At 51.9% G+C, this 23,870-nt stretch carries 19 protein-coding genes; 11 read left to right on the top strand and 8 right to left on the bottom strand.

The features are described 5' to 3' along the window. Positions 1-6: 6 nt before the first annotated feature. Positions 7-1,437 carry a bifunctional D-glycero-beta-D-manno-heptose-7-phosphate kinase/D-glycero-beta-D-manno-heptose 1-phosphate adenylyltransferase HldE gene (gene hldE, locus LMS44_RS00095; RefSeq protein WP_159177864.1) on the bottom strand — a complete coding sequence of 477 codons (1,431 nt, stop codon included), beginning with the start codon at positions 1,435-1,437 and terminating at the stop codon, positions 7-9. Then, positions 1,427-2,524, bottom strand: a complete 1,098-nt coding sequence (locus LMS44_RS00090) for a glycosyltransferase family 9 protein (protein WP_053856930.1) — start codon at positions 2,522-2,524, stop codon at positions 1,427-1,429. Before LMS44_RS00090 ends, hldE begins: the two co-directional genes overlap by 11 nt. Between LMS44_RS00090 and LMS44_RS00085 the strand changes: the two genes are divergently transcribed. The 8 genes from LMS44_RS00085 (at position 2,523) to LMS44_RS00050 (ending at position 11,358) form a co-directional block, all read left to right on the top strand. Beyond that, a complete protein-coding gene (locus LMS44_RS00085; RefSeq protein ID WP_278370467.1) occupies positions 2,523-3,242 on the top strand; it encodes a 3-deoxy-D-manno-octulosonic acid kinase in 720 nt (239 codons plus the stop codon). The two genes, LMS44_RS00090 and LMS44_RS00085, sit on opposite strands and share 2 nt — an antisense overlap. 102 nt (positions 3,243-3,344) lie before the next feature. Then, on the top strand, positions 3,345-4,718 hold the full coding sequence (locus tag LMS44_RS00080) for an O-antigen ligase family protein (protein ID WP_278370466.1): 1,374 nt from the start codon (positions 3,345-3,347) through the stop codon (positions 4,716-4,718). Further along, positions 4,715-5,659 carry a glycosyltransferase family 8 protein gene (locus tag LMS44_RS00075; RefSeq protein ID WP_278370465.1) on the top strand — a complete coding sequence of 315 codons (945 nt, stop codon included), beginning with the start codon at positions 4,715-4,717 and terminating at the stop codon, positions 5,657-5,659. The genes LMS44_RS00080 and LMS44_RS00075 overlap by 4 nt, the downstream gene beginning before the upstream one ends. Continuing rightward, a complete protein-coding gene (locus LMS44_RS00070) occupies positions 5,656-6,810 on the top strand; it encodes a glycosyltransferase (RefSeq protein WP_278370463.1) in 1,155 nt (384 codons plus the stop codon). The genes LMS44_RS00075 and LMS44_RS00070 overlap by 4 nt, the downstream gene beginning before the upstream one ends. Next, complete coding sequence (locus tag LMS44_RS00065) at positions 6,807-7,589, top strand: glycosyltransferase family 2 protein (protein ID WP_278370462.1); 783 nt, start codon at positions 6,807-6,809, stop codon at positions 7,587-7,589. The genes LMS44_RS00070 and LMS44_RS00065 overlap by 4 nt, the downstream gene beginning before the upstream one ends. A 3-nt stretch (positions 7,590-7,592) precedes the next feature. Continuing rightward, positions 7,593-8,630, top strand: coding sequence for a glycosyltransferase family 4 protein (locus tag LMS44_RS00060; protein WP_041157465.1), 1,038 nt, complete (start codon positions 7,593-7,595; stop codon positions 8,628-8,630). Then, positions 8,630-9,607 carry a glycosyl transferase family 90 gene (locus tag LMS44_RS00055; protein ID WP_278370460.1) on the top strand — a complete coding sequence of 326 codons (978 nt, stop codon included), beginning with the start codon at positions 8,630-8,632 and terminating at the stop codon, positions 9,605-9,607. Before LMS44_RS00060 ends, LMS44_RS00055 begins: the two co-directional genes overlap by 1 nt. A gap of 170 nt (positions 9,608-9,777) precedes the next feature. Continuing rightward, entirely contained in the window at positions 9,778-11,358 is a 1,581-nt protein-coding gene (locus LMS44_RS00050; protein WP_101148389.1) for a sulfatase-like hydrolase/transferase, read from the top strand. Here the strand turns inward: LMS44_RS00050 and waaF are convergent. Together waaF and rfaD are read right to left on the bottom strand one after the other, a co-directional pair. Continuing rightward, positions 11,348-12,391, bottom strand: coding sequence for a lipopolysaccharide heptosyltransferase II (gene waaF / locus LMS44_RS00045; protein WP_009286366.1), 1,044 nt, complete (start codon positions 12,389-12,391; stop codon positions 11,348-11,350). The two genes, LMS44_RS00050 and waaF, sit on opposite strands and share 11 nt — an antisense overlap. Then, on the bottom strand, positions 12,384-13,340 hold the full coding sequence (rfaD, locus tag LMS44_RS00040; RefSeq protein ID WP_039857862.1) for an ADP-glyceromanno-heptose 6-epimerase: 957 nt from the start codon (positions 13,338-13,340) through the stop codon (positions 12,384-12,386). Before rfaD ends, waaF begins: the two co-directional genes overlap by 8 nt. Before the next feature lie 109 nt (positions 13,341-13,449). Here rfaD and glyQ point away from each other — a divergent pair, with 109 nt between their 5' ends. The 3 genes from glyQ to gmhB all read left to right on the top strand — a co-directional run bounded on the left by glyQ (position 13,450) and on the right by gmhB (position 17,205). After that, positions 13,450-14,421: a glycine--tRNA ligase subunit alpha gene (gene glyQ, locus LMS44_RS00035; RefSeq protein ID WP_041157463.1), complete on the top strand. Its 972-nt coding sequence runs from the start codon at positions 13,450-13,452 to the stop codon at positions 14,419-14,421. Next, positions 14,421-16,487, top strand: a complete 2,067-nt coding sequence (gene glyS / locus LMS44_RS00030) for a glycine--tRNA ligase subunit beta (RefSeq protein WP_278370459.1) — start codon at positions 14,421-14,423, stop codon at positions 16,485-16,487. The genes glyQ and glyS overlap by 1 nt, the downstream gene beginning before the upstream one ends. 169 nt (positions 16,488-16,656) lie before the next feature. Continuing rightward, positions 16,657-17,205, top strand: coding sequence for a D-glycero-beta-D-manno-heptose 1,7-bisphosphate 7-phosphatase (gmhB, locus tag LMS44_RS00025; protein WP_278370458.1), 549 nt, complete (start codon positions 16,657-16,659; stop codon positions 17,203-17,205). A 327-nt stretch (positions 17,206-17,532) separates the two neighbouring features. On the opposite strand, the gene gyrB is transcribed toward gmhB, so the two are convergent. The 4 genes from gyrB to dnaA all read right to left on the bottom strand — a co-directional run bounded on the left by gyrB (position 17,533) and on the right by dnaA (position 23,870). Further along, positions 17,533-19,953, bottom strand: a complete 2,421-nt coding sequence (gene gyrB / locus LMS44_RS00020) for a DNA topoisomerase (ATP-hydrolyzing) subunit B (protein ID WP_009286362.1) — start codon at positions 19,951-19,953, stop codon at positions 17,533-17,535. Between the two features lie 57 nt (positions 19,954-20,010). Next, positions 20,011-21,114 (bottom strand): DNA replication/repair protein RecF, encoded by a 1,104-nt coding sequence (gene recF, locus LMS44_RS00015; RefSeq protein WP_022521027.1) that lies wholly within the window; start codon positions 21,112-21,114, stop codon positions 20,011-20,013. A 125-nt stretch (positions 21,115-21,239) separates the two neighbouring features. Continuing rightward, the gene (gene dnaN, locus LMS44_RS00010; RefSeq protein ID WP_022521028.1) at positions 21,240-22,343 is read right to left on the bottom strand and encodes a DNA polymerase III subunit beta; all 1,104 of its coding nucleotides are present in this window, start codon (positions 22,341-22,343) and stop codon (positions 21,240-21,242) included. A gap of 60 nt (positions 22,344-22,403) precedes the next feature. Then, entirely contained in the window at positions 22,404-23,870 is a 1,467-nt protein-coding gene (gene dnaA, locus LMS44_RS00005) for a chromosomal replication initiator protein DnaA (RefSeq protein ID WP_022521029.1), read from the bottom strand.

Below are 23,870 nucleotides of genomic sequence, written 5' to 3'. Positions count from 1 at the left end.
GGTTTCTTAGCGTTCACGATCTAGAATCGAACTAATCATCGCCGAGGTCGAAACGCCATCTTCAAAGCCCAGTACTTTAACCTCACCACCATTAGCGATAACGGCCGCGCCCCCGGCGATATCTTCTGGACGATAATCGCCACCTTTGACCAAGATATCGGGTAGCACCGCTTCGATCAGCGCCTGAGGGGTGTCGTCACTGAACGGCACAACCCAATCGACAGCCCCTAACCCCGCCAACACCTGCATCCGCCGGTTAAGCGGATTAATCGGACGTTTGGGCCCTTTCAGGCGACCAATAGAGGCGTCGTCGTTAACCGCGACGATTAAACGGTCACCCAGACATTTAGCCTGCTCCAGGTAGGCGACGTGGCCCGCATGCAAAATATCAAAGCAGCCGTTGGTCATGACCACCCGCTCACCGCGTAGCTGGGCAGCACGCACCGCCTCGATCAATACATTCGGTTCAATCACCCCAAACTCGGCCAGCTTATCGCCGTGTAAGGCAGTGTAGAGCTCGGCGATAGAGAGCGTGGCCGTGCCCGGTTTGGCCACTACCAGCCCTGCCCCCAAATTAGCCAGCATCATTGCTTCGGGAAAGGCGTGGCCTGCCGCTAGCGCTAGCCCCATTAAGCCAATAACGGTATCGCCTGCCCCTGTTACATCAAAAACTTCCTGAGCGCGAGTAGGTAGGTGTAGCGGCGCATGCCCTTCACGAATCAGCGTCATGCCCTTTTCGCTGCGAGTAATCAGCAACGCTTCCAGCTCCAACTCAGCACGTAGCGCTTCACCCCGGCGGGATAACTCAGCATCGGTCGCACAATGACCAACCACGGCTTCAAATTCGGTCAGATTGGGAGTGATTAAACTTGCCCCACGGTATTTGCTGAAATCCTGCCCTTTCGGATCGATTAGCACGCGCTTGCCCTGAGCTCTTGCGTTGGCTATCAGGTTCTCTACTTGGTTCAGCGTGCCTTTGCCGTAGTCGGAAAGGATCACTACGTCGCAGTCGGGGAGCGCCTTTTCTACCTGAGTCACCAGCACATTGGTATCGACACTGTCCAAGCGCTGCTCGAAATCCAGGCGCAGCAACTGCTGGTTACGACTCATCACACGCAGCTTGGTAATCGTGGGTATCTCAACGCTACGTTGAAAGTAAGTACTCACACCTGAAGCAATCAAACTAGCTTGTAGAATCTGCGCGTTGTCATCGTCTCCGATCACACCCGCCAGCACCGCGTGGCCGCCCAGGGAGGTAATGTTCAGCGCCACATTAGCCGCTCCGCCTGGACGGTCTTCAACATCTTCTACCCGAACTACTGGCACAGGCGCTTCGGGGGAAATCCGCGAGGTACCTCCATGCCAATAGCGGTCAAGCATGACATCGCCGACCACCAGTACACGGGCATGTTCTAACGCGGTTAAATCAATCTTCATCGGTGCTCCCTGCGCTGGCAGTCAAAGCGGTATGCGCCAGCAATGTATCCAGTTTAGCGATAACGTCGTCTGCTTTAATCAGCATCATGGCGCTTGGGTGACGCACCCGCTGGCCCCAGCTCACCTCGTCTACCGACTTATGCAGATAAGTACGTACCGCGTCAGGATAAGCGTTGACCGCAAAATCACGCCACAAATAGGGCGCGGCGCGCTGGGGATTGGTCGATGCATAAAGACCCAATGCCGGCGTTCCCATGGCATTGGCCATATGGATAGGGCCGGTATCCGGCGCTATCACCGCTTGGGCTTGATCGATCAGCGCTAAAACCCCTTTCAATGAGGTGCCGCCGATGGCGTTAATGACACTGGCTGGCTGACAGAGTGCTTCAATTTGCTCGCCTATTTCACGCTCCAGAGCACTGCCGCCACCGGTCAATACGCTTTTAAGACCGTGCTGCACCCAAGCGTGTTCAATCACGCTCGCGTAGCCCTCTACAGACCAGTTGCGAAAATTACGCAGGCGAACGTTGCTACACGGGTTAATGACGAGGTAAGGGGTCTCACCACTGATCACCTGAGCCTCATTACGTGCCGTATCGGGCACAGGTAAATCCCACGCTAAGCGGTCATCCTCTACCCCGAGCACCCGGGCGAAGTCCATAAAGGACTCCAGCACATGGGCATTAGGGTGCGGCGCAAGCTGATGCTGGGTGAACCAGTGCTGAGCATCTTTGGCACGCGCCTTGTCATAGCCCACACGTACGTCGGCCTTCAGCCCAAGCGACAGCACGCTGGCCCGAATGGCCTGCTGCATATGTAGCAACACATCGAAGCGCGTATCGGCAAGCTGCCGCCATAACGCGCGCATTCCGGCAATACCTGTCGACTTGTCGTAAACAACGAACTCGACCCCGGAAAGCCCCGCCAGTAGACTGTGCTCCCCCTTACCGATAATCCAGGTAATGCGCGCATCGGGCCACTGGCGCTGCAACGCCCGCACCGTGGGCACGAGATTGCACACATCTCCTAGGGCGGAGAGGCGCAAAATGGCAATGTGGTTAGGCTGAACAGGCAGAGAGGGCTTCATGCGCTTAGCGGCACTCCGGCAGAGAAATTGGCTGATTTTACATGATGTAGACAGTTTATGTGACGCACCGGGAACACACCAAATTGATCCAGACTTATTCACGCGCGATTACTGGCGTGAGCGCGGATTAATTGTGGGCGAAGCACCAGGCCGGGGCAGCAGTCTGTTTTTACAGGCAACGCCGACCGAGCAGTGGGTATTAAGGCCCTATTGCCGGGGGGGCATGGCGGCCAAACTCAGTGAGAAACGCTACCTATGGACTGGCGCTGAGCGCACCCGGGCATTTCGTGAACTGCGCTTAACCGCCACGCTTTTTGAGCAAGGGCTGCCGGTACCTCGCCCCGTAGCAAGCTGTGTTACTCGCTATGGGCTTACGTATGAAGCCGCGTTGATTACCGTGCGCATTGCTGGTGCCAAAGCATTCGCTGAGCTACTCGCCGACGATCTGGCGGATGAAGCGTTGTTAAAGCGTGTAGGTGCTATGATTTACCGCTTTCATCAAGCGGGGCTTGATCATGTTGACCTGAACGCCCGCAATATTTTGATCGACCCCAGTGGCGCACCTTGGTTGATTGACCTTGATCGCTGCCGCCTCCGTGCGGCGGGAAAGTGGCAGGAAAAGAATTTAGCTCGCTTAGAGCGCTCGCTAGGAAAGTTTTCTGCCATCTCCCACAGCTCAGAATTAATGGGCAGCATTCGACAAGGCTACTGTAGTTAAATTTTTATCGCGACTCGTTAAAACAGCTTTTAAAATACCGGTCAGTTCACCAATGAACATTAATTTTTCATAGATGCAGAAAACAACTGAGAAACTGAGTATATGTTAAGAAAGATCCCTTCAGGCTTATGGGAAACACATTATTTTGGAAAAACGCCCCTACCCTTAATAGCGATAGGCGTATTAACTACGTTGTTTTATGTTTTTTCAAAGCCTCACTTTGATGATTTTAGCGACTTCAATAAATTAGTACTATCTCTCTCTGGTTTAATTAGCATTAAAATTTATGCCGCACCAGTATGGAAACACCCTGTTTTTCATATGTTTTGGTGGGCCTTACTATTAGCAGTGTGTCATTGGTTTTTTTTAACACTGGCACTTCCTGATCTGGCAGGTGACTACCCTAAACTGGATCACATTGCCCGACTGTTCGTATTTATTATATTTGCATGGTGGCTTGCTGGCAGCACACAGAACACGCTACTTTTCTGGAGTATTGCTAGCGCAGCTGTCGTATTGGCGCCATGGATCGCTGGCGATGGCCTCGCTGACTTTCAGCGTGGTTTTCTCGGCGAACGCATTGGGTTTGGTATTCGTAACGTTCAGCATTCAGCGATGTTTTTCGGCACAGTACTGCTTGGATTGCTTATTTTTTTACCACGGCTGTTAAGGGCTCCTCTACAACACTATGGCAAACTAAGTTTATGGGTACTCGCTTTTATTATCATTATAGCCGGCGTTATCATTTCACAAACTCGCGCCACTTGGCTAGGTGTGATAGCAGGCCTATTAACGGCACTTTTCTTAATCTTTATTGAGCATCGAAAAAGTTTTTCAAAAAAATATCTACTCATATTTTTTATATTATCAGCATGCCTGGCGATTCTTATTATTACCAATAGCTCTTTAGTCATTGAAAGAGCTACTGCAGAATTGGATACCATTCAGGCACTACTGAGAGGTGACTGGAGTTCTGTTCCCCTATCAACCAGTGAAGTACGCTCTAGTGTAGGAGAGCGACTATATAGTTGGCGCGCCGCGATCGATATGATTGCCCAACGCCCCTTGCTAGGCTGGGGTGAGCAAGGCATTGATTATCTATTTGATAACATCCAATATAATCAAGCACACTATCAAGCTTTAAATTTTGGTCATCTACATAACCTCTATCTTGAAATCACACTACAGTATGGCTTGTTAGGTCTAGCTGCTTACTTTTATCTACTAGGGTGGTTTATAGCAAACGCATGGTTTGCTTGGAAGCGTGGCGACATGCCGGGTGATGTACTGCTATTTTTCTATGCTTTTTTATGCTTTTGGAGTGTAATTAATCTTTTTGAATCATATTTGATATTTTGGACAGGTGTATTTCTGTTTAATGTTGTTATGGCGGGCGGCCTCGTCCATATATGGAAACCCACATTGCGCACTAACAGTTCAACACCCTCTGTTATATCAGGAAAGGATCGCAAATGATTGATATTGTCCTGTGCTCCGATGAGGCTTATATAGATAAAGCCGCTGCCGTGATAGCGTCAACCGTTTGTCACAGCGAGACACCTGAGGCGCTGCATTTCTATATATTAGGATATAAACTATCTGCAAGTACTCATCAAAAGCTGCACAACTGGTTTACGACACTGCCTGCTGAGCTAACGATCATTGAAGCTGAGAATAGTCGCTGGCCCGAGTTAACATTGGGCCGTTTTGGGCCCGCCGCCATGCTGCGTCTAGGCATGCACAACTGGCTGCCACCAAGCTGCCAGAAAGTTATTTATTTAGACTGTGACCTTGTAGTGCTAGACGATATCGCCAATTTGTTGGCATTCGACATACAGGGCGCTCCCATCGCTAGTGTGGCTAATCTACAAGGAACCCAGCAGAGTAGAATGGGCCTTGGTTATCAACACTATTTTAATTCCGGCGTCCTTCTGGTGGATCTAGAAGGATGGAAAGCTCGCAATGTGCTAGATCAAGTAGAGCAAATATTAAAGCTGCACGATTACACCTTAAGTTATCCCGATCAGGACGCATTAAATCTCATTTTCCAAGACTGGTATCGACTACCCATGCGCTGGAATATGCAGCCATACGCTTATCCGGCCGTAGAAAAAAAAGCAGCTCACTATGCTGATTGGCAGAAGGAACTTGAACACGCTATCCGTGAACCCGCGATCATACATTTTATTGGCGCACGTAAACCATGGCACGCCGACAGCCGCCACCCGCTTGCCTATTTGTATCGGCACTATCTTTCGTTAACACCGTGGCAGCCATCTGTACAAGCTACTCGACCTTCCCTGCAACGACGTCTGAAGCAAATGCTGGCGTGGTTTAAGAATCGGCGGCGTCGCCAGCGGTTGCAGTGCAGTCCTGTGATGCAACTTCCGCCCCACCAAAAGGACTCGCCCACATGAAGGTATTGATTGTCGTGCGTACGTTAAAAATTGGTGGCATGGAACGGGTAGCGGTGAACCTTGCGGACGCCTTTGCGGAACACGGCCATGAGAGCCATTTGATGTACTTTAAACCGCGCCCCCCCCAGCTAGAACCGAGCAATGAGCAAGTCAAAGTTCACCATTTCGCACTGTCTCGTGCCATGTGGAGATCGGGTGTAGGCGGCATTATTGAGGTGGTAGCACGCCTGCTCAATAGCGTGTTAAGGAAAAGCTATTTTTTATTATCAGGCTGGTGGGGTGGAAAACTTTTTCGTCGCGAAGTACGTCGCCTTGAGCGCCAATATGGCGCTTTTGATCGGATCATTTTCCGCGGCATTGGTACCTTTGAAACGGTATGGTCCTTCCAAGACCCCCGCGCCTGTTATGTTCTGGAAAATATCGTCAAAACTACCGGAAGTCATGCCCCTTGGCTAGAGCGACTAAAAGCACGCTGTCTTTTTCATAACAAACACTTAGTAACCGTATCCCACGGCGTCGAACAGCAAATCGCCACTGCCATGCAGACGCTACAAGTCAAGCCGTCCTCGCTGAGAACCATCACCAATCCATGCCCTTTAGAGTCTATCCGAAAGGCCATGTGCGAAGACTTTCCGGAGCGGCCCAATTCTCCATATCTACTCAATGTAGCCCGCTTGGTACCGCAGAAAAACCATCACCTTCTACTGCGGGCGTACGCCAAGATGCGCACAACGCTTCCGCTGGTGATTGTCGGCGAGGGGCCACTGCGCAAAGAACTGGAAGCACTAGCCGTTGAGCTGGGTATTGCGGCACGGGTTACGTTTACCGGTCGCCAACTCAACCCTTACCCTTGGATGCATCATGCACGCCTATTCATCTTGAGCTCTGCCCACGAAGGTCTTGGCATCGTATTACTTGAAGCGCTGGCCTGCCAAACACCGATTGTCTCGGTCGATTGCCCAGGCGGGGTACGTGATATTATGACCGGTGAGCTGGAAGCTTATCTGTGTGAAATGACACCGGAGGCGTTAGCAGCCCGTGTCGATGCCATTCTTGATGCTGACGGCTATGCTATTGATGAACGTTGGCTGGAACGTTTTTCTCCAGCGCACATTACGACTGCCTTTTTGCAAGAGATGCCTGTTTCATGATATCGGCTAATATTATTACCTTTAACGAAGAAGCCAATATTGCGGACTGTATTGCTTCCGCTCGCCAAGTATGTGACGACATCGTTGTGGTGGATTCAGGCAGCCAAGACCGCACCACCGCTATCGCGCGTGAGTTAGGTGCCAAGGTGGTTCAACAAGCCTATTTAGGTGACGGCGTTCAAAAAAATATCGCGCTAGCGCACGTAAAGTACGACTGGGTGCTCAGCTTAGACGCCGATGAACGCCTAACGCCAGAGATGGTCGAAGCGATTGGACAGCTAGACCTAGCTGCAACCGAGCATGACGCCTTTGCCTTTCGTCGCCGCAATATGATTGGCTCACGCTGGATTAGAGTCTGTGGCTGGTATCCCGATTACTGTATTCGGCTCTACAACCGGCACCATGCTCGCTTTGCTGATGTAAAACAGCATGCCAGCATAGGGGCTGCCAACCCCAAGCGACTTAACGCAGATATAGTGCATTACTCCTTTGCTAACTTAGGTCAGTTATTTGCCAAGCCAGGGCGAAACTTCAGCGGTCGTGCGGCCAAAATCATGTTTCAAAAGGGGAAGCGGGCCAACTCCTTTTCACCGTTTGCGCATGGCCTGAATGCCTTTGTACGCAAATACATATTCCAGCGAGGCTTCATGGGCGGAGTAGACGGCATGACCGTTGCGATCAGCGCAGGTCTCAATAGCTACTTGAAGTATGCCAAGCTACTCGAATATCAACGCGATCCCAAAGTGCTTGAAGCGGAAGACTTTAATAAGGTTTGGTGATTGATGCATATTACTCATGTAAATTTGGCGCGTGGTTTTCGCGGTGGAGAGCGTCAAACTGAGTTATTAATTAAAACGTTAGCAGAGCATGCACCAAACGATATTGCACAAACGCTGGTTTGCCGTCGAGACTCGCCCATGCGCCAGCACCTGCAGAGTGTAGCGCGACTCAACTTTCAAGCAGCCAATCACCAGTTAGCGGGGCATTTTGATCTCGGCGGGACACAGCTGGTACATGCCCACGATGCAAAAGGCGTTCATTGGGCTTACTTACACTACCGTTTAAAAGGCACGCCCTATTTAATTACACGCCGTGTCGACTCGCCCGTCAAACGTAAGTGGTTTAATCAGCAGTGTTACTCTCAAGCATCCGCCAGGGTTGCCCTCTCCCACGTCATAAAGCGTCTGCTGGAAGACAATCAGTGTGGCGACGTTACCTTGATACCCAGTGCCTATGCGCGCTTAACGCCCTCGCCTGAGGCGACCAAAAGTTTTCGCAATGATTTTGCCGATAAATTTTTGGTCGGCCATGCAGGCGCCATGGTTGACCGTCATAAAGGTCAGCGAGTGCTATTGCAGGCTGCGCAGAAGCTTGAGCATCAAGCGCCTGATATACAGTTTATTTTTCTAGGTGACGGTGAAGATGCAGAAACGCTAAAAGCAGAATCCTCGTCACTTAGCAATGTTTCCTGGCTGGGATTTAAAAGCAATATTGCCGACTATCTAGCTGGCCTGGATGTGTTTGCATTTCCTTCACGCAATGAAGGCCTGGGATCTGTGCTGCTGGATGTCATGCAGCTAGGCGTTCCTGTCATTGCTACCAAGGTTGGCGGCATACCCGATATCGTCAAGCACGAACAAACGGGGTTGCTGATACCGTCCGGCGACGCCGATGCACTGGCTAACGACATTATGCGATTAAGGCAGGATCCCGCTCTTCGGCAACGATTGGCCCAAGGAGCCACTGAACGTTTAGATCATTATAGCCCTCAGTCAATGACTGCAGCGTACTGGCACCTCTATCAAACAATAGTGAGTTAATGATTATGCTTGCAGCTTCTGCAAAAGCGCATAAAAATCTTCATAAACTAGGCTTTTATGCGCAACATACCGTTCACCGCCTAATTCCCAGTACGTTTCTGCAACGGCAAAGATTAAATTTACTTCGCTCATTAAAGCAATTGTCAAAAGAGGAGCAGCAGCAGTTACTTCTCCGAGTTAACTACTGTAATCAACTGGAAAACAACGTTGAACTGCCTAAGGAGGCTATAAGTTTATCTAGTTTCAAACGCGAGAAAAGCGGCACTTATTACTTGGATTTGCTCAGTGTGCTGCGCTATTTTCCGCCTGAACTACGCTTCTGCCATCGCTTTGGTGATGTAACCACCGTGCCGGATGCACCTACCTTAGTGAAAAGCCGGCCCATTAATGACCACAATCAAAACTCAGTTTTACTTAAGTTAAACCGTGTTCGTCATTACTACACGGTGAAAGATCCTCACCGCTATGATGACAAGCTTGACCTTGTGGTATGGCGTGGTTCTTGTCATCAAGAACATCGGCGACAATTCATTCGAGACTTTTATGATCACCCGCTATGTAATGTGGGCGATATTCACAAAAATGCGCAAGGTCAGCCCTGGCATAGCCAATTTATGTCGGTACTGGAGCAACTGAAATATAAATTCGTACTCAGTATCGAAGGCAAAGATGTTGCAACGAATCTCAAATGGATAATGGCCTCTAATTCACTCTGTTTTATGCGACAACCGCGCTTTGAAACATGGTTTATGGAAGGCACTTTGTTACCTGACTATCACTATGTGCAGCTCAAAGATGATTACTCAGACCTTGAGGAGAAAGTCACCTATTACCTTGAAAACCCCGTGGCGGCAAAAAAAATTATCGGTAATGCTAACCGCTACTTCGCTCAATTTATGAATGCTGATAAAGAACGCTTGATGGGTCTTTTGGTTATGCAGAAATATTTCGAGCGCACCCATCAACTTCTCCCGTAGTAGCCGTTATCATCAGAGCTATCAATTTTCTGTAGTGTCCCCTTTTTCACTGTTTATATTAGGTAAATGTCATCATACGTTATCGCTCTTTCATTGCATGGGATACCGCTAGGCTAGCCACCATTGCATTGACACTAATTGGCCTCAGCCTGGGTTACACGGTCACGGTAATGACCCGTCTGCCCTGGTGGACGCTATTTTTAGTAGCGGCCGCATGGATTGGTGTGGGGCTTAAGCTGCGCTGGGGCCAGCCTGCCAATGCTCGCTATCGTAAAATGTGGCCCTGGTCGCTTGTACCGTTAAGTCTTTGGGGTGTGTACGTTTACTTGGCGGACAGCTTTGGCATTGTCGATTTGGGTGCGGTGTTTTTTCACCTCCAGGCAGGCATAGCCAAGCATGGTGGCGCAGGCAAAATGATTTCCGCGGTGCTCTATACGTTAATAATGATTGGCGTACTGGCGGCCGTGACGTGGCTATCACGCCACGACCAGCGCTGGCGGTTAGCCGAGCGCTTTTTCGCTATTATATTATTGGCTAGCAACCCGCTACTTTATGGCATAAGCCAACGCAGCGCGGCCATTGTCACTGATGACGGCGCCTGGCTGGATCGACGCTACAAGCCGCCCCCTGCCGAGGAACTTAGGGACGCCCCTAACTTACTCATTCTGTATTTGGAAAGCATAGAGCGTACCTACTCTAATGACATATTTGGGGATGCCTACGCCAGTCTCAACGCCCTAGGGGAACGAGGTGCCGTTTTTGAGGGCGTGCGCCAGATGGATAATACGGGCTGGACAATGGCGGGCATGATTGCCAGCCAGTGCGGCGTGCCATTGATGCCTGCTGGACTCCTTCACGACAGCCAGTTCGAGCCTCTTTCCAAGGTTGTTCCCGGGGTCGATTGTCTCGGCGACATTCTTGCTGCACAGGGCTACCAACTAAGCTATCTAGGCGGTGCTAGCACACAATTCGCGGGTAAAGGACTATTCTATCGCGGCCACCAATTCGATACGGTGAAAGGACGTGAAGATTTAGAGCCCCTGCTAGAGAATCCTGAGTATGTAAATAGCTGGGGCCTGTATGACGACACGCTGTATGACATCACCGCCGATGAGATCCGGCATTTAGATAGCCAGAATAGCGGCCCCTGGGGTGTAATTAGCCTCAATCTGGCGGGTCATGCGCCGAATGGTTATCCCTCCCAGTCGTGCGTGGAACGTCAAGGAGAGTTTGACGGCCAGGATATTCTTTATTCGGTGGAATGCGCGACTTGGCTGGCTCAAGATTTGGTTGAACGGTTGGATTCTGAGGGTCTTCTCGATAATACCTTGGTGGTCATACTGAGCGACCATCTGACGATGCGCGTTTCTGTGTGGGATCAATTGACCGCGCTAGACCGCGACAACACGCTGATAATGCTCGGCAACGATATCGAGCCACAGCGTATTCGCCGAGACGCTACCATGCTGGATGTTTTCCCCACGATACTCGATGCGCTGGGCTTTAGTTTAGAGCGCGACCGCGCTGGATTGGGCACTTCGCTTTTCAGTAATAATCGTACGCTGGTAGAGGCCCACGGTATCGAAGTGCTTAATGAGCGTTTACGGGAAGAGACGGCGCTTCAGCACCGCCTTTGGGAGGGCATTTCCCCTCAGCGGCGTGAGTCCGACGAGCCTTCTCAAGAAGTTACTCAAGAGCAAACCCTAGAGACGCCTGCTGACGCGGCAGACGAAGTCGAGCTCATCCATTAACGATCACGCTCTCCCACTGATGAGCCGCGTGAATCTGTTGGTAGACTTGCTCAACGCTGAGCAGATTCAAGCAATTGGTATGCCCCAATGGGCAGGTACGCTGAAAGCAAGGAGAGCAAGAGAGCGCTAGGTAGTGAATGACGGCGTTATCAGTCAGCGGCGGCGTGTAGGCGGGCGATGAGGAGCCATACAGCGCATGGACACGAACACCTACCGCTGCAGCCACATGCATTAACCCCGAGTCGTTGGTGACTACCTGCCGGCAATCCGCCAACAGATCGACCGCATCAGCCAGCTGCGTCTTACCACACAGGTTATGGGCATGGGAAAGCCCCTGTGTGATCTCCTCGCCCGCCGGGTGATCCTTTGCCCCCCCGAGTACGCGTACTTCAAAACCCTCTTCCACCAGCCGTTTGGCTAAGCTGTGAAAGTAGCTGACCGGCCACTGCTTGGCGGGACCGTATTCAGCGCCCGGCATCATACCAATCGCCGTGCGCGAAGAAAGCGAGTGAGTTAGCCGCAAATTGACCAAGTTATCACGGTCAATCTGCAGTCTCGGTTTGGGCAGCGCAAAGGCGCCGCTAGCCGCTTCTTCCAGAGGCAGGCCGAGCGATACAAAGCGCTTTACCGTTTGATCCAGCACCTGTTTATCGAGTTTGCGGCGCTCCTTGAGAAGCCCATAGCGGTGTTCGCCTAAAAAGCCTATGCGTTCAGGAATGCGCGCCATAAAGGGCACCAGCGCTGCCTTCCAAGAGCGTGGCAAGACAATGGCTCGGTCAAAACGGCCACGCAAACGGTTGGCCAGTTCACGGCGGCTGGCCAAGCCAAATTCACCGTGCCCCACTGCCAGCGGCAGCACTTCATCCACTTCGGGCATACGCTCTAAAATAGGCTGTGACCACTTTGGTGCAACCACCCCTATCGTCGCGCCTGGCTGGCGGGCTTTTAAGGTCATAAACAGGCTTTGTGCCATGACCATGTCACCGACCCACGAAGGGCCAATCACCAGCAAGCGCTGAGCTGAATTAGCCATTTAACCACCCCAAGTAGGCCTTCACCCCTTGAGCAACGGTTTTAAACTCAACATCGCAGCCGCTCTCACGTAGCTGACCAATGTCAGCTCGGGTATAGCTCTGATAGCGTCCTTTGAGTTCTTCGGGGAAGGCAATGTAGTCGATCTCACCTTTACCGTAAAAGTCGATAACCGCCTCGCCAATGGCTTTAAAAGGTTCAGCCCGACCAGTGCCAAGATTGAAGATTCCTGACTTGTCAGGATGATCCAAAAACCAAAGATTCACATCGACTACATCGCCCACATAAACAAAGTCACGACTCTGCATGCCTGCCTCGTAGCCGTCATAGCCGCCAAACAGCTTGAGCGTTTCACCATTACGAATTTGCAAGTGGTTGTGATAGGCCACACTGGCCATTTTGCCCTTGTGCTGTTCACGGGGGCCATAGACATTAAAGTAACGAAAGCCCACTACTTGAGTGGTTAACTCGCTCCAGCGCGAACGCACGTGCTGATCAAACAGCAGCTTGGAATAGCCGTAAACGTTAAGCGGCTTTTCGCATTCGGGTACCTCTTTAAATACCTCGCTGCCGCCATAGGTGGCGGCTGACGAGGCGTATAAAAAAGGAATACTCTGCTGCTCGCAGTAATTAAGCAGCACTTTGGAGTACTCGAAGTTATTCTCCATCATGTAGTGGCCATCCCATTCGGTAGTATCCGAGCAGGCGCCTTCATGGAAAATAGCATCGATTTTAGGTAGCTCGACGCTTTCACCGCGCAGGGCAGCTTTTACCCTGGCGAGGAAATCATCTTTATCGAGATAATCAGCCAGCGTGCAGTCGGCTAAATTGACGAATTTGGTACCATCGCGTAGATCGTCAACGACCATCACATCGTTTCGACCGCGGGCGTTCAATGCTTTAACTATGTTGGCCCCGATAAAACCGGCACCGCCTGTTACCACAATCATACTGTTCTCCTTACCTAAAGCAGCTTGTTGGCATACGTGCCTATAACCCATCTGCCTAGGATTGTATACTTGACGCCTTATGAATTCATGGCCAACGGTGCTTTCCGCGATGAGTGTCTCGACAAACCAATCGACACCCGATGTGTCGACCTTTCAAGGCTTGATCCTTGCTCTGCAGCAGTACTGGGCAGAACAGGGTTGTGTCATCCTTCAGCCGCTCGATATGGAAGTCGGCGCGGGCACCTTCCACCCCGCTACCTTCCTGCGGGCGATTGGTCCCGAAACCTGGAATGCTGCCTATGTACAGCCTTCCCGCCGCCCTACTGACGGCCGCTATGGCGAGAACCCTAACCGCCTTCAGCACTACTACCAATTCCAGGTGGTGATGAAGCCATCGCCAAGCAACTTGCAGGATCTCTACCTGGGCTCACTCAAACGCCTGGGTCTTGATCCGCTGGTTCACGATGTGCGCTTTGTCGAAGATAACTGGGAATCTCCTACTTTGGGCGCCTGGGGCCTGGGCTGGGAAATCTGGTTAAACGGCATGGAAGTGACCCAGTTTACCTACTTTCAGCAGGCCGGTGGCATCGAATGCTATCCGGTCACCGGCGAACTGACCTATGGGCTTGAGCGCATCGCCATGTACCTGCAGGACGTCGACAGTGTGTATGACCTCGTCTGGGCCATTGCCCCCGATGGCAGCAAAGTGACTTATGGCGATGTCTATCTGCAAAACGAGCGCGAACAGTCCGCCTACAATTTCGAACATGCCGATGTCGATCAGCTATTTGCTAACTTTGACCATCAGGAAAAAGAGTGCAGCAAGCTGCTCGCTGCCAGCCTGCCGCTGCCGGCCTACGAACAAGTCCTGAAGGCATCACACACGTTCAACCTATTAGATGCCCGTCACGCTATCTCGGTCACCGAGCGTCAGCGCTTTATCCTGCGCGTTCGCACTATGGCCCGGGATGTCGCCACTGCTTACTTTGAGTCGCGTAAGGCCGAAGGTTTCCCCATGGCGCCAGAAAATCTTCGCCGAGAACTGTTACAAGAGCTACTCGCCGATCAGGGAGACGACTAATGGCTGTTAATACGCTTTTACTAGAACTCGGTGCGGAAGAGCTGCCGCCCACGGCCCTGGACGCTCTTTCCGATGCGTTCGCCGCGAGCATCGAGAAAGGCCTGCAAGAAGCCGATGTTCCCTTCACCAACGTTACCGCTTTTGCGACACCACGGCGTTTAGCGGTACAGGTGCATGAACTGGCCGACAAACAGCCTGATCGTGACGTTGAGCGCCGTGGCCCAGCGCTGGCAGCTGCCTTTAAGGATGGCGTTGCCACTAAAGCCGCGGAAGGCTTTGCCCGCTCTTGCGGTGTAAGCGTCGACGAGCTGATTCATTTAGAAACCGATAAAGGTACTTGGTTAGGTTTTCGTGAGCAGCAGCAGGGAGAATCTATTCAAGCGCTGCTGCCCGAGATTATCCGCAAATCAATCAGCACCCTCCCTGTGCCTAAAAACATGCGCTGGGGCGCTTCACGGGTTGAGTTTTCCCGTCCCGTTCATTGGCTGGTAGCCATTTACGGTAGCGACGTAGTGGCCGCCGAGGCACTTGGCCTAGAGGCTAGCTGCACGACCTACGGTCACCGCTTCCACGCCCCTGATGCCATTCAGCTGGCGCACGCTGATGAGTATGTGGCTACGCTGGAAAATGCCTATGTACTGGTGGATCGTGAGCAACGCCGCGAGCGCATCCGCGAACAGGTATTAGCAGAGGCCGAAGTGCAGGAGGCCAATGCGGTTATCGACGAAGAGCTTCTGGTAGAAGTGAGCGGCTTGGTGGAATGGCCAGTCGCCCTTACCGGTAGCTTTGATGAGCGCTTTCTGGAAGTGCCCGCCGAGTGCTTGATCTCTTCGATGAAGGCTAACCAGAAATATTTTCACCTGTTGGACGACGCTGGCAAGCTGAAACCGCTATTTATCACCATTGCCAATATCGACAGCACTGACCCCGACCAGGTCATTGCCGGTAACGAGAAAGTCATTCGTCCGCGCTTAGCCGATGCAGCGTTTTTCTACGACACCGATCGCAAGTACACATTAGCGTCACGCATCCCACAGTTAGAGAGCGTGGTATTCCAGCAGCAGCTAGGCACCCTGGCGGATAAAGCTCGCCGCAGTTCGGTTATTGCGACATTTATTGCCGAACGTATCAATGGCGACGTGGCTCACGCTCAGCGCGCCGTGGCACTCGCCAAGTGCGACCTTGTGACGGAGATGGTGCTCGAATTCCCTGAACTTCAGGGCATTATGGGACGCTACTATGCGCAGCAAGATGGCGAACCCGCGGAGGTTGCCCAAGCCCTTGAAGAGCAGTACCTGCCCCGCTTTGCTACTGATGCGATTCCCCAAAGTGCTACAGGCAAGGCATTAGCCCTGGCGGATCGACTGGATACCCTGGTAGGCATCTTCGGGATAGGCCAACGCCCAACCGGTGCGAAAGATCCTTTCGCTTTACGTCGTGCTTCGATTGGCGTGCTTAACATTCTGGTCAAAGGCGAGCTGGATCTTGACCTGCGCGAGCTGCTTACGGTTGCCTCTGAGCAGCACCAGGGCCTCCCCAAAGCTGACGGGCTGGTTGAGGACGTGCTGACGTACATGTTGGATCGCTTCCGCGCCTGGGGCCAGGATGAAGGCATCAGCGCAGAAATGTACCTTGCTGTTCGTGCGCGCCCAGTCACAAACCCGCTCGACTTCGCTCGCCGCCTGCGCGCTGTGAAGGCCTTTGCCCAGCGTGACGAAGCCACAGCGCTGGCGGCGGCTAACAAGCGCGTTTCGAATATTTTAAGCAAGCAGGAGCATGACGGCAGCACACAGGTCGATCAACACTTGCTGCAGGAAGATGCCGAGCGGGCACTGTTCGACGCTGTGACAGGTAGCCAAGCACAGGTGGCCCCCCTATTTGCAGCGGGTGACTACCAGCGTGCACTCGACGCACTTGCCACACTGCGAGATCCAGTAGATGCCTTCTTTGACCAAGTAATGGTGATGGCGGACGACCCGGCTATTCAGCGTAATCGGTTAGCGCTTCTTGCAAGCCTTCAAGCGCTGTTTTTAGAAGTCGCCGATATTTCGCTGCTCCCTCAGTAGTCGTCGACTAATGGATCGCAAATCCCCAAGCCCAGCCCTAACGGCTGGGCTTTTTTTATTGTTTGGGGAGTGCGTGTTTCACGTGAAACATCTTTGTTAGATCGGGGTAAAATAGTCTTAAATCTCGCGGGCAGAAAGTATCGCCGGCAACCGTACCAATAGGATCGCTATGCTAAGTGCCGATAAACTTGTCATCCTGGATCGAGACGGCGTCATCAACCATGACTCTGATAACTACATCAAATCTCTCGAGGAGTGGGTGCCCTACCCCTCTTCAATCACTGCCATTGCCCGCCTCACCCGCGCGGGATACACCGTTGCCGTCGCAACGAATCAATCCGGGATTGCCCGAGGCTATTATGATGAAGCAACCCTCCATACGATGCATGAACACTTAATTTCGTTAGTAGAAGCGGAAGGCGGGCATATTGCTCATATTGCTTACTGCCCCCATGGGCCAAATGATAATTGCCAATGCCGTAAACCATTGCCAGGAATGCTAGTACAGATCCAGCAGATCCTGGGGCTAGAAAGTTTAACGGGAAGCTGGATGGTCGGTGATAGCCTTCGCGATCTCCAGGCGGGCGAAGCCGTAGGTTGCGAAACAGCGCTGGTCAGAACTGGAAAGGGAAGTAAAACGGAGCAAGCAGGCGCTGGTCTTGAAAAGAGCAATATCTTCGATGATTTAGCGCAATTTGTTGAATGGCTCATTAAATAGCTAAGCGACACCGAGCTGGTAGTCATAATCGCTCTGCGTGCATGAGTAACTGTTGCATGAGAAATTTGGCTGAAACTAACTACCCTCTTCTGCTTCTGCTTCTGCTTCTGCTTCTGCTTCTGCTTCTGCTTCTGCTTCTGCTTCTGCTTCTGCTTCTGCTTCTGCTTCTGCTACACGTATCCTGATCCTGCCAATCTATCTATCAATAAAAAAAGCGTCGCTATGAATTTCATAGCGACGCCTGTCATAGTGGCATTAAACCATACTGAGGCTAAGGATCGTTAAAGCAGTGTTTCACGTGAAACATCTTAACGAAAGCAATCCACCTTACACGTCTAAATTGGCCACCAACGCGTTGGTCTCAATAAAGTCACGGCGCGGTTCTACATCGTCACCCATCAAGGTGTTGAACATCATATCGGCACCCACGGCATCTTCGATCGTCACCCGCAGCATGCGGCGGCTATCGGGATCCATGGTGGTGTCCCAGAGCTGATCCGGGTTCATTTCACCCAAGCCTTTATAGCGCTGTACAGACAACCCGCGCTGGCCCTCTTGCATTAGCCACGCCAGTACTTCCGAGAAGTGCGATACCGGCTTCTGCCGCTCGCCACGAGCAATAAAGGCGCCCTCTTCCAGGAAGCCATCCAGGGTTTCGCCCAGCTCAGCGATACCGCGATAGTCGGCGCTTTCAAAGAAGTCGAGGCCCCACCTATACTCAGTCGTCACACCGTGAGCAACCAGCGAGACGGTAGGTAGGAAAAGCCCGCGCTCAGAATCTTCGTGGAGATGGAAGTGGTAACGGGGCCCGCCTTCATAGGCAACCATGTCATCCATGATCTTCTGGAGTTCATCAATCCAGTTCTGCATGGTCACACGATCTTTCAGGCTCTCCTCACCTTTCAGTGCCGAAGCATGAACGATTTGCTTAAGTACTTCATTGGGATAAACCCGTGACAAGCGATCAATTCGCTTCATCACGTTGCGGTACTGGTTCACTAACGCTTCAAGCTGTGAGCCGGAAATACCCGGTGCATTAGCGTTAACATGCAGGCCGGCCCCGTCCAAGGCCGTGGTGGTTAAATAATCCACCATCGCCTGTTCATCTTTCAGGTAAAGCTCTTGCTTGCCGCGCTTAATTTTATAAAGTGGTGGTTGAGCGATGAAGATATGACCACGCTCAATCAACTCCGGCATCTGACGGAAGAAGAACGTCAACAGCAGCGTACGAATGTGCGATCCATCGACATCGGCATCGGTCATGATAATAACCGAGTGGTAACGCAACTTATCGGGGTTAAACTCTTCACGACCAATGCCGCAACCCAGGGCAGTGATAAGCGTGCCCACTTCTGCAGAGGAGAGCATTTTGTCGAAACGTGCTTTTTCCACGTTCAGAATTTTACCTTTGAGCGGCAAGATAGCCTGTGTACGGCGGTCACGGCCCTGTTTGGCACTGCCACCTGCCGAGTCACCCTCCACCAAGTAAAGCTCTGACTGACTGGGGTCTTTTTCTTGGCAATCCGCCAACTTGCCAGGTAAACCGGCAATATCCAGCGCGCCTTTGCGGCGGGTCATATCCCGCGCTTTGCGTGCCGCCTCACGTGCACGCGCGGCATCCAGCATCTTATTAACGATCGCCTTGGCTTCGTTAGGCTTTTCAACAAGATACTCGGAAAAGAGACGGCTCATTTCCTGCTCAACCGCTGTCTTCACTTCGCTGGAGACTAGCTTATCTTTTGTTTGAGACGAAAACTTAGGATCCGGGACTTTAACTGAAATAATAGCTGTTAGCCCCTCACGAGCATCATCGCCCGTGGTATTCACCTTGGCTTTTTTCAGCAGGTTTTCAGCTTCAATATAGTTATTGAGCGTACGGGTAAGCCCTGCCCGGAACCCCGCCAAGTGCGCCCCGCCGTCTCGCTGCGGAATATTATTAGTGTAGCAGAAAATATTTTCAGTGAAGGCTTCGCTCCACTGCATGGCTACCTCTACTTCAACGCCGTCATCACGAACAGCGTTAAAGTGGAATACCGGATTAATCACACTCTTATTGGTATTGAGGTGATCAACAAAGGCTCTCAAGCCACCTTCGTAGTGAAACAGCTCCTCTTTGCCGCTGCGCTCATCCAGTAAACGGATAGCCACACCAGAGTTCAAGAAGGATAGTTCGCGAAGTCGTTTGGCTAAAATATCAAAATGGAACTCGATATTGCCAAAGGTTTCTGGCGATGGGCGGAAGTGAACCCGGGTACCGCTTTTTTCGGTTTTGCCCACAACGCCCAATGGTGCTTGAGGAACACCGTGACGGTACATTTGTTCGAACACTTCACCCTGACGCCAAATCGTTAAGCGCAGCTCAGCGGAAAGCGCATTGACAACAGAAACACCGACGCCGTGCAACCCACCGGAAACCTTGTAGGAGTTATCGTCGAATTTACCGCCTGCGTGCAGAACCGTCATAATAACTTCTGCAGCGGAAACACCTTCCCCTTCATGAAGCTCGGTAGGTACGCCACGGCCGTTATCACTCACGGTGACCGACTCATCCGGGTGGATGACAACGCGAATTTCACTGCAATGCCCAGCCAACGCCTCGTCGATGGAGTTATCCACCAATTCGAAGACCATGTGGTGGAGCCCAGTACCGTCGTCGGTGTCACCAATATACATACCTGGCCGCTTACGCACCGCGTCCAGCCCCTTGAGCACCTTGATGCTTGATGAATCGTAAGCCTGCTCGCTCATTGACCACTCCGTTGTGAAGTCTGTCTCATCCTGTATCGTCCTACCCTTCTTCCTGCGCTAGCTGACTTTCTCTAAACCACTAAACCCCTCCTTGCAATGTTTCACGTGAAACATATTTACGGGGGTATCAGTTCGCCAGGCATTCTTCAATGCAGAAGGTTCGACACTGGTAATAAATGCTTGGCACTGCATATCTTCGAGTAAACCACAAAACTGGTAACGGTTTTGCTCGTCAAGTTCTGCGGGCAAATCATCGATAAGATAAATACAGTGCCGCTGTGCTGTTCTTTCCAGAAACCGCCCTTGGGCAAGCTTTAATGCACTCACCACTAACTTTTGCTGGCCTCTGGAAAGCACTTCTACAGCAGGCTGTTTGTTTATCCTGATACGTAAGTCAGCGCGCTGCGGACCTTGCTGAGTAAACCCCATCTGCTGATCAGTTGGCCGACTATCGTGTAACACAGTCGCAAGAGTTCGATCTTTATCCCAACCTCTGGCGTAGTGAAGCGACAATCCCGGCAAGGGAAGCAACACCTTAAGTGTCTCTTCAAAGACAGGCAAAAAGTCACTAAACCAAGCACGGCGTAACGAGTCCATCTGTTCACCCCAAAGGGCTAGTTCATGCTCCCACACCGCCATTTCCTGAGGTAGTATTCTACCACGCCTGAGCAGTGCATTCCGATGTTTCAACGCACGCCGGGTGCGCTTCCAGATTGCTAAAAAGTCATGTTTCACGTGAAACACGCCCCAGTCGAGAAACTCACGACGTCCGGCTGGAGAACCTTCAAGCAATCGAAAAGCATCAGGGTTAATTAATTGAAGCGGCATAGCCTCTACCAGTTCCGCCAACCGAGCGTTTTTATCTCCCTTTAAACGAAGCTCCAGCTCCCGCTGAGCTCTTAAACGACGCACACCAAGGGTAACCTCAGGCTCACCACTTAAACGTCCGTACAGCGTCATATACGGCTCATCCGTTTGGATCGCGTTTTTTAACTGGCGAGTACGAAAAGAGCGGCCCATGCCAAGAATATGTACCCCCTCCAACAGACTGGTTTTACCGCTGCCATTAGCACCGCTAATGACATTGATATGCGAAGAGGGCGTCATCTCAACCGGCCTGAGATTGCGCAAAGCGTGGAAATTAAGCAGTGTCAGGCTCATCCTATTATCACCACTTAAAATATCCTCGAAAAAAGGGAGTATTCCAACGCGTTAGCGGCGCTTCTGCTACCAGAAGCGCCGCTAACGTAGCTTGCTTACGTATTGCTGTTACCCGCCCAAAGCGTTTACAGGCGCATCGGCATAACGACATAAAGCGCATCACCGCCGCCGGGCTCTTCCAGCAGCGCGCTACTATTGGGATCAGCCAGGGTAATCTGCACGCGATCTTCATTTAGCACTGTTAGTACATCAACTAAATAGCCGACGTTAAAACCAACTTCCATTGCCCCGCCGTTATACTCAACGGCGATATTCTCCTCCGCTTCCTCCTGCTCGGGGTTGTTGGCCATTACCTTAAGGTTGTTCTCTTCAAGATAAAGGCGCACACCACGGTACTTCTCATTAGAGAGGATAGCAGTACGTGAAAGTACTTGGCGAAGCTCCGCACGCTCGGCAATCAATACTTTATCGCCATTGCGCGGCACGACACGCTCATAGTCAGGAAATTTACCGTCGATTAACTTGGAGGTGAAGGTAAAGTCGCCTGTATGAGCACGCACATGACTGGAGCCAAGCGTCAGGCTGACAGGCTCATCGCTATCGTCTAGCAAGCGCGACAGCTCTAAAATCCCCTTCCGGGGCACAATCAGCTTTTGAGACTGGCTCACAGAGACCTCGATTGGCCGCGAGCACATCGCCAAACGGTGCCCGTCAGTAGCGACCGTGCGAAGCAAATTGCTTTGAATTTCCAGCAGCATACCGTTGAGGTAGTACCGCACATCCTGCTGCGCCATGGCAAACGAGGTCGCTTCTATCAGGTGCTTTAGGGTACCGCGGGGTACGCTAATCTCCTGGCTGCCGTCCGCATCTTCGATATTGGGGAATTCAGCGACCGGGAGCGTCGACAACGTAAAACGTGAACGGCCACTGCGTAGTACCGCGCGGCCCTCTTCAACGGCGAGCTGAATGTCGGACTGATCGGGCAATGATTTGCAGATATCCATCAGCTTACGCGCTGGCACTGTCGCGGAGCCCGCCTGATCGACCTGGCTTGCCACCGTGCGGCCCACGAGCTCGACTTCTAAGTCAGTACCGGTGAGCGACACCTGGTCACCCTCTACCTGAATCAGCACATTAGACAGTACTGGCAGCGTTTGACGGCGCTCAACAACACCAGCGACCAGAGTCAGCGGACGTAGCAGCGCCTCTCGGGAAATCGAAAATTTCATCAATACTCCGGTTCTATATCCTGAAAGACCTGCGTATAACAGGCCCGTCCCATGGAATGATTAACTGGTCAACAGGCGCAGTAAATTCTTGTAATCCTCACGAATATCCGCGCTCTCTTCCTGCAATGATTTCACTTTTCGGCAAGCGTGCAACACCGTTGTGTGGTCACGCCCGCCAAAGGCATCGCCAATCTCAGGTAAGCTGTGATTGGTGAGCTCTTTAGCAAGCGCCATCGCCACCTGACGAGGGCGGGCAACTGAGCGTGAACGGCGCTTCGAAAGCAGATCCGCCACCTTAATCTTGTAATATTCGGCGACCGTACGCTGAATATTATCTACCCCTACCTGCTTATCCTGAAGCGCTAACAGATCTTTCAGAGACTCACGAATAAAGTCTTGGGTAATCGTTTTACCCATAAAGTGCGAATCAGCAATGACTTTTTTCAGCGCACCTTCCAATTCGCGCACGTTGGAACGAATTTTTTGCGCAATGAAGAAAGCCGCATCGTGAGGCAAATCGACCTTAGCCTGGTCGGCCTTTTTCATCAAGATGGCCACACGGGTTTCAAGCTCAGGCGGCTCTATCGCGACCGTAAGCCCCCAACCAAAGCGTGATTTAAGGCGCTCCTCTACCCCACTGATCTCTTTAGGATAACGATCAGAGGTCAGGATCATTTGCTGACCACCTTCTAATAACGCATTGAAGGTATGAAAAAATTCTTCTTGAGAGCGCTCTTTTCCAGCAAAAAACTGAATGTCATCAATAAGTAACGCATCAACACTGCGATAAAAACGCTTAAAATCATTAATCGCATTAAGCTGGAGCGCTTTAACCATATCGGCGACAAACCGCTCTGAGTGCAGGTATACCACCCGGGCGTTTTCACGCCGGGTTGCCAATGCGTTCCCCACTGCATGCATTAAGTGGGTTTTACCCAAGCCTACGCCGCCGTATAAAAACAAGGGGTTATAAGCGCCACCAGGGTTTTCAGACACCTGGCGGGAGGCAGCACGAGCCAACTGGTTAGACTTACCTTCCACGAACGTATCGAAAGTAAAATTCGGATTGAGCCCGCTGCCATGTTTCAGACTGCCTTCTACCTGTACCTGACGTTCATTATTACGCCGACTCGGCGCTTCATCGCGCAGCCTATCGATTTCACGCTCATCAGCAATATCGCCGCGTGGCGGCGTATGTACCGCTGGTGATGCTGGCCGCGACGGCGAAGCCGATACAGGATTACCTAAATCACGATGCTGAGGGGCCTGGGCTGCCAAACGGCGACTACCCACCGTCAGGCTGACCTTTGGCGGCTTGGCCGGTGCGAGTTCACGCATCAGCTCACTAATCCGCTTGGCATACTTATCGCTCACCCAATCGCGCACAAAACGATTCGGCGCCAATAAGCGCAGCTCGTTGGACTCTCCTTCTTCTGCCTGCAGCGGGCGTATCCAGGTATTGAACTGCTGTGAATTCAGCTCATCCTGCAGGTTGTCCAGGCACTGTTGCCAAAGCGTCAGTGACAC

The organism is Halomonas profundus, assembly GCF_020865425.1.
Classification (GTDB): Bacteria; Pseudomonadota; Gammaproteobacteria; order Pseudomonadales; family Halomonadaceae; genus Vreelandella; species Vreelandella titanicae.
Note: the sequence above shows the minus strand (reverse complement) of the source record. Positions and strands in the feature narration are given on the sequence as shown.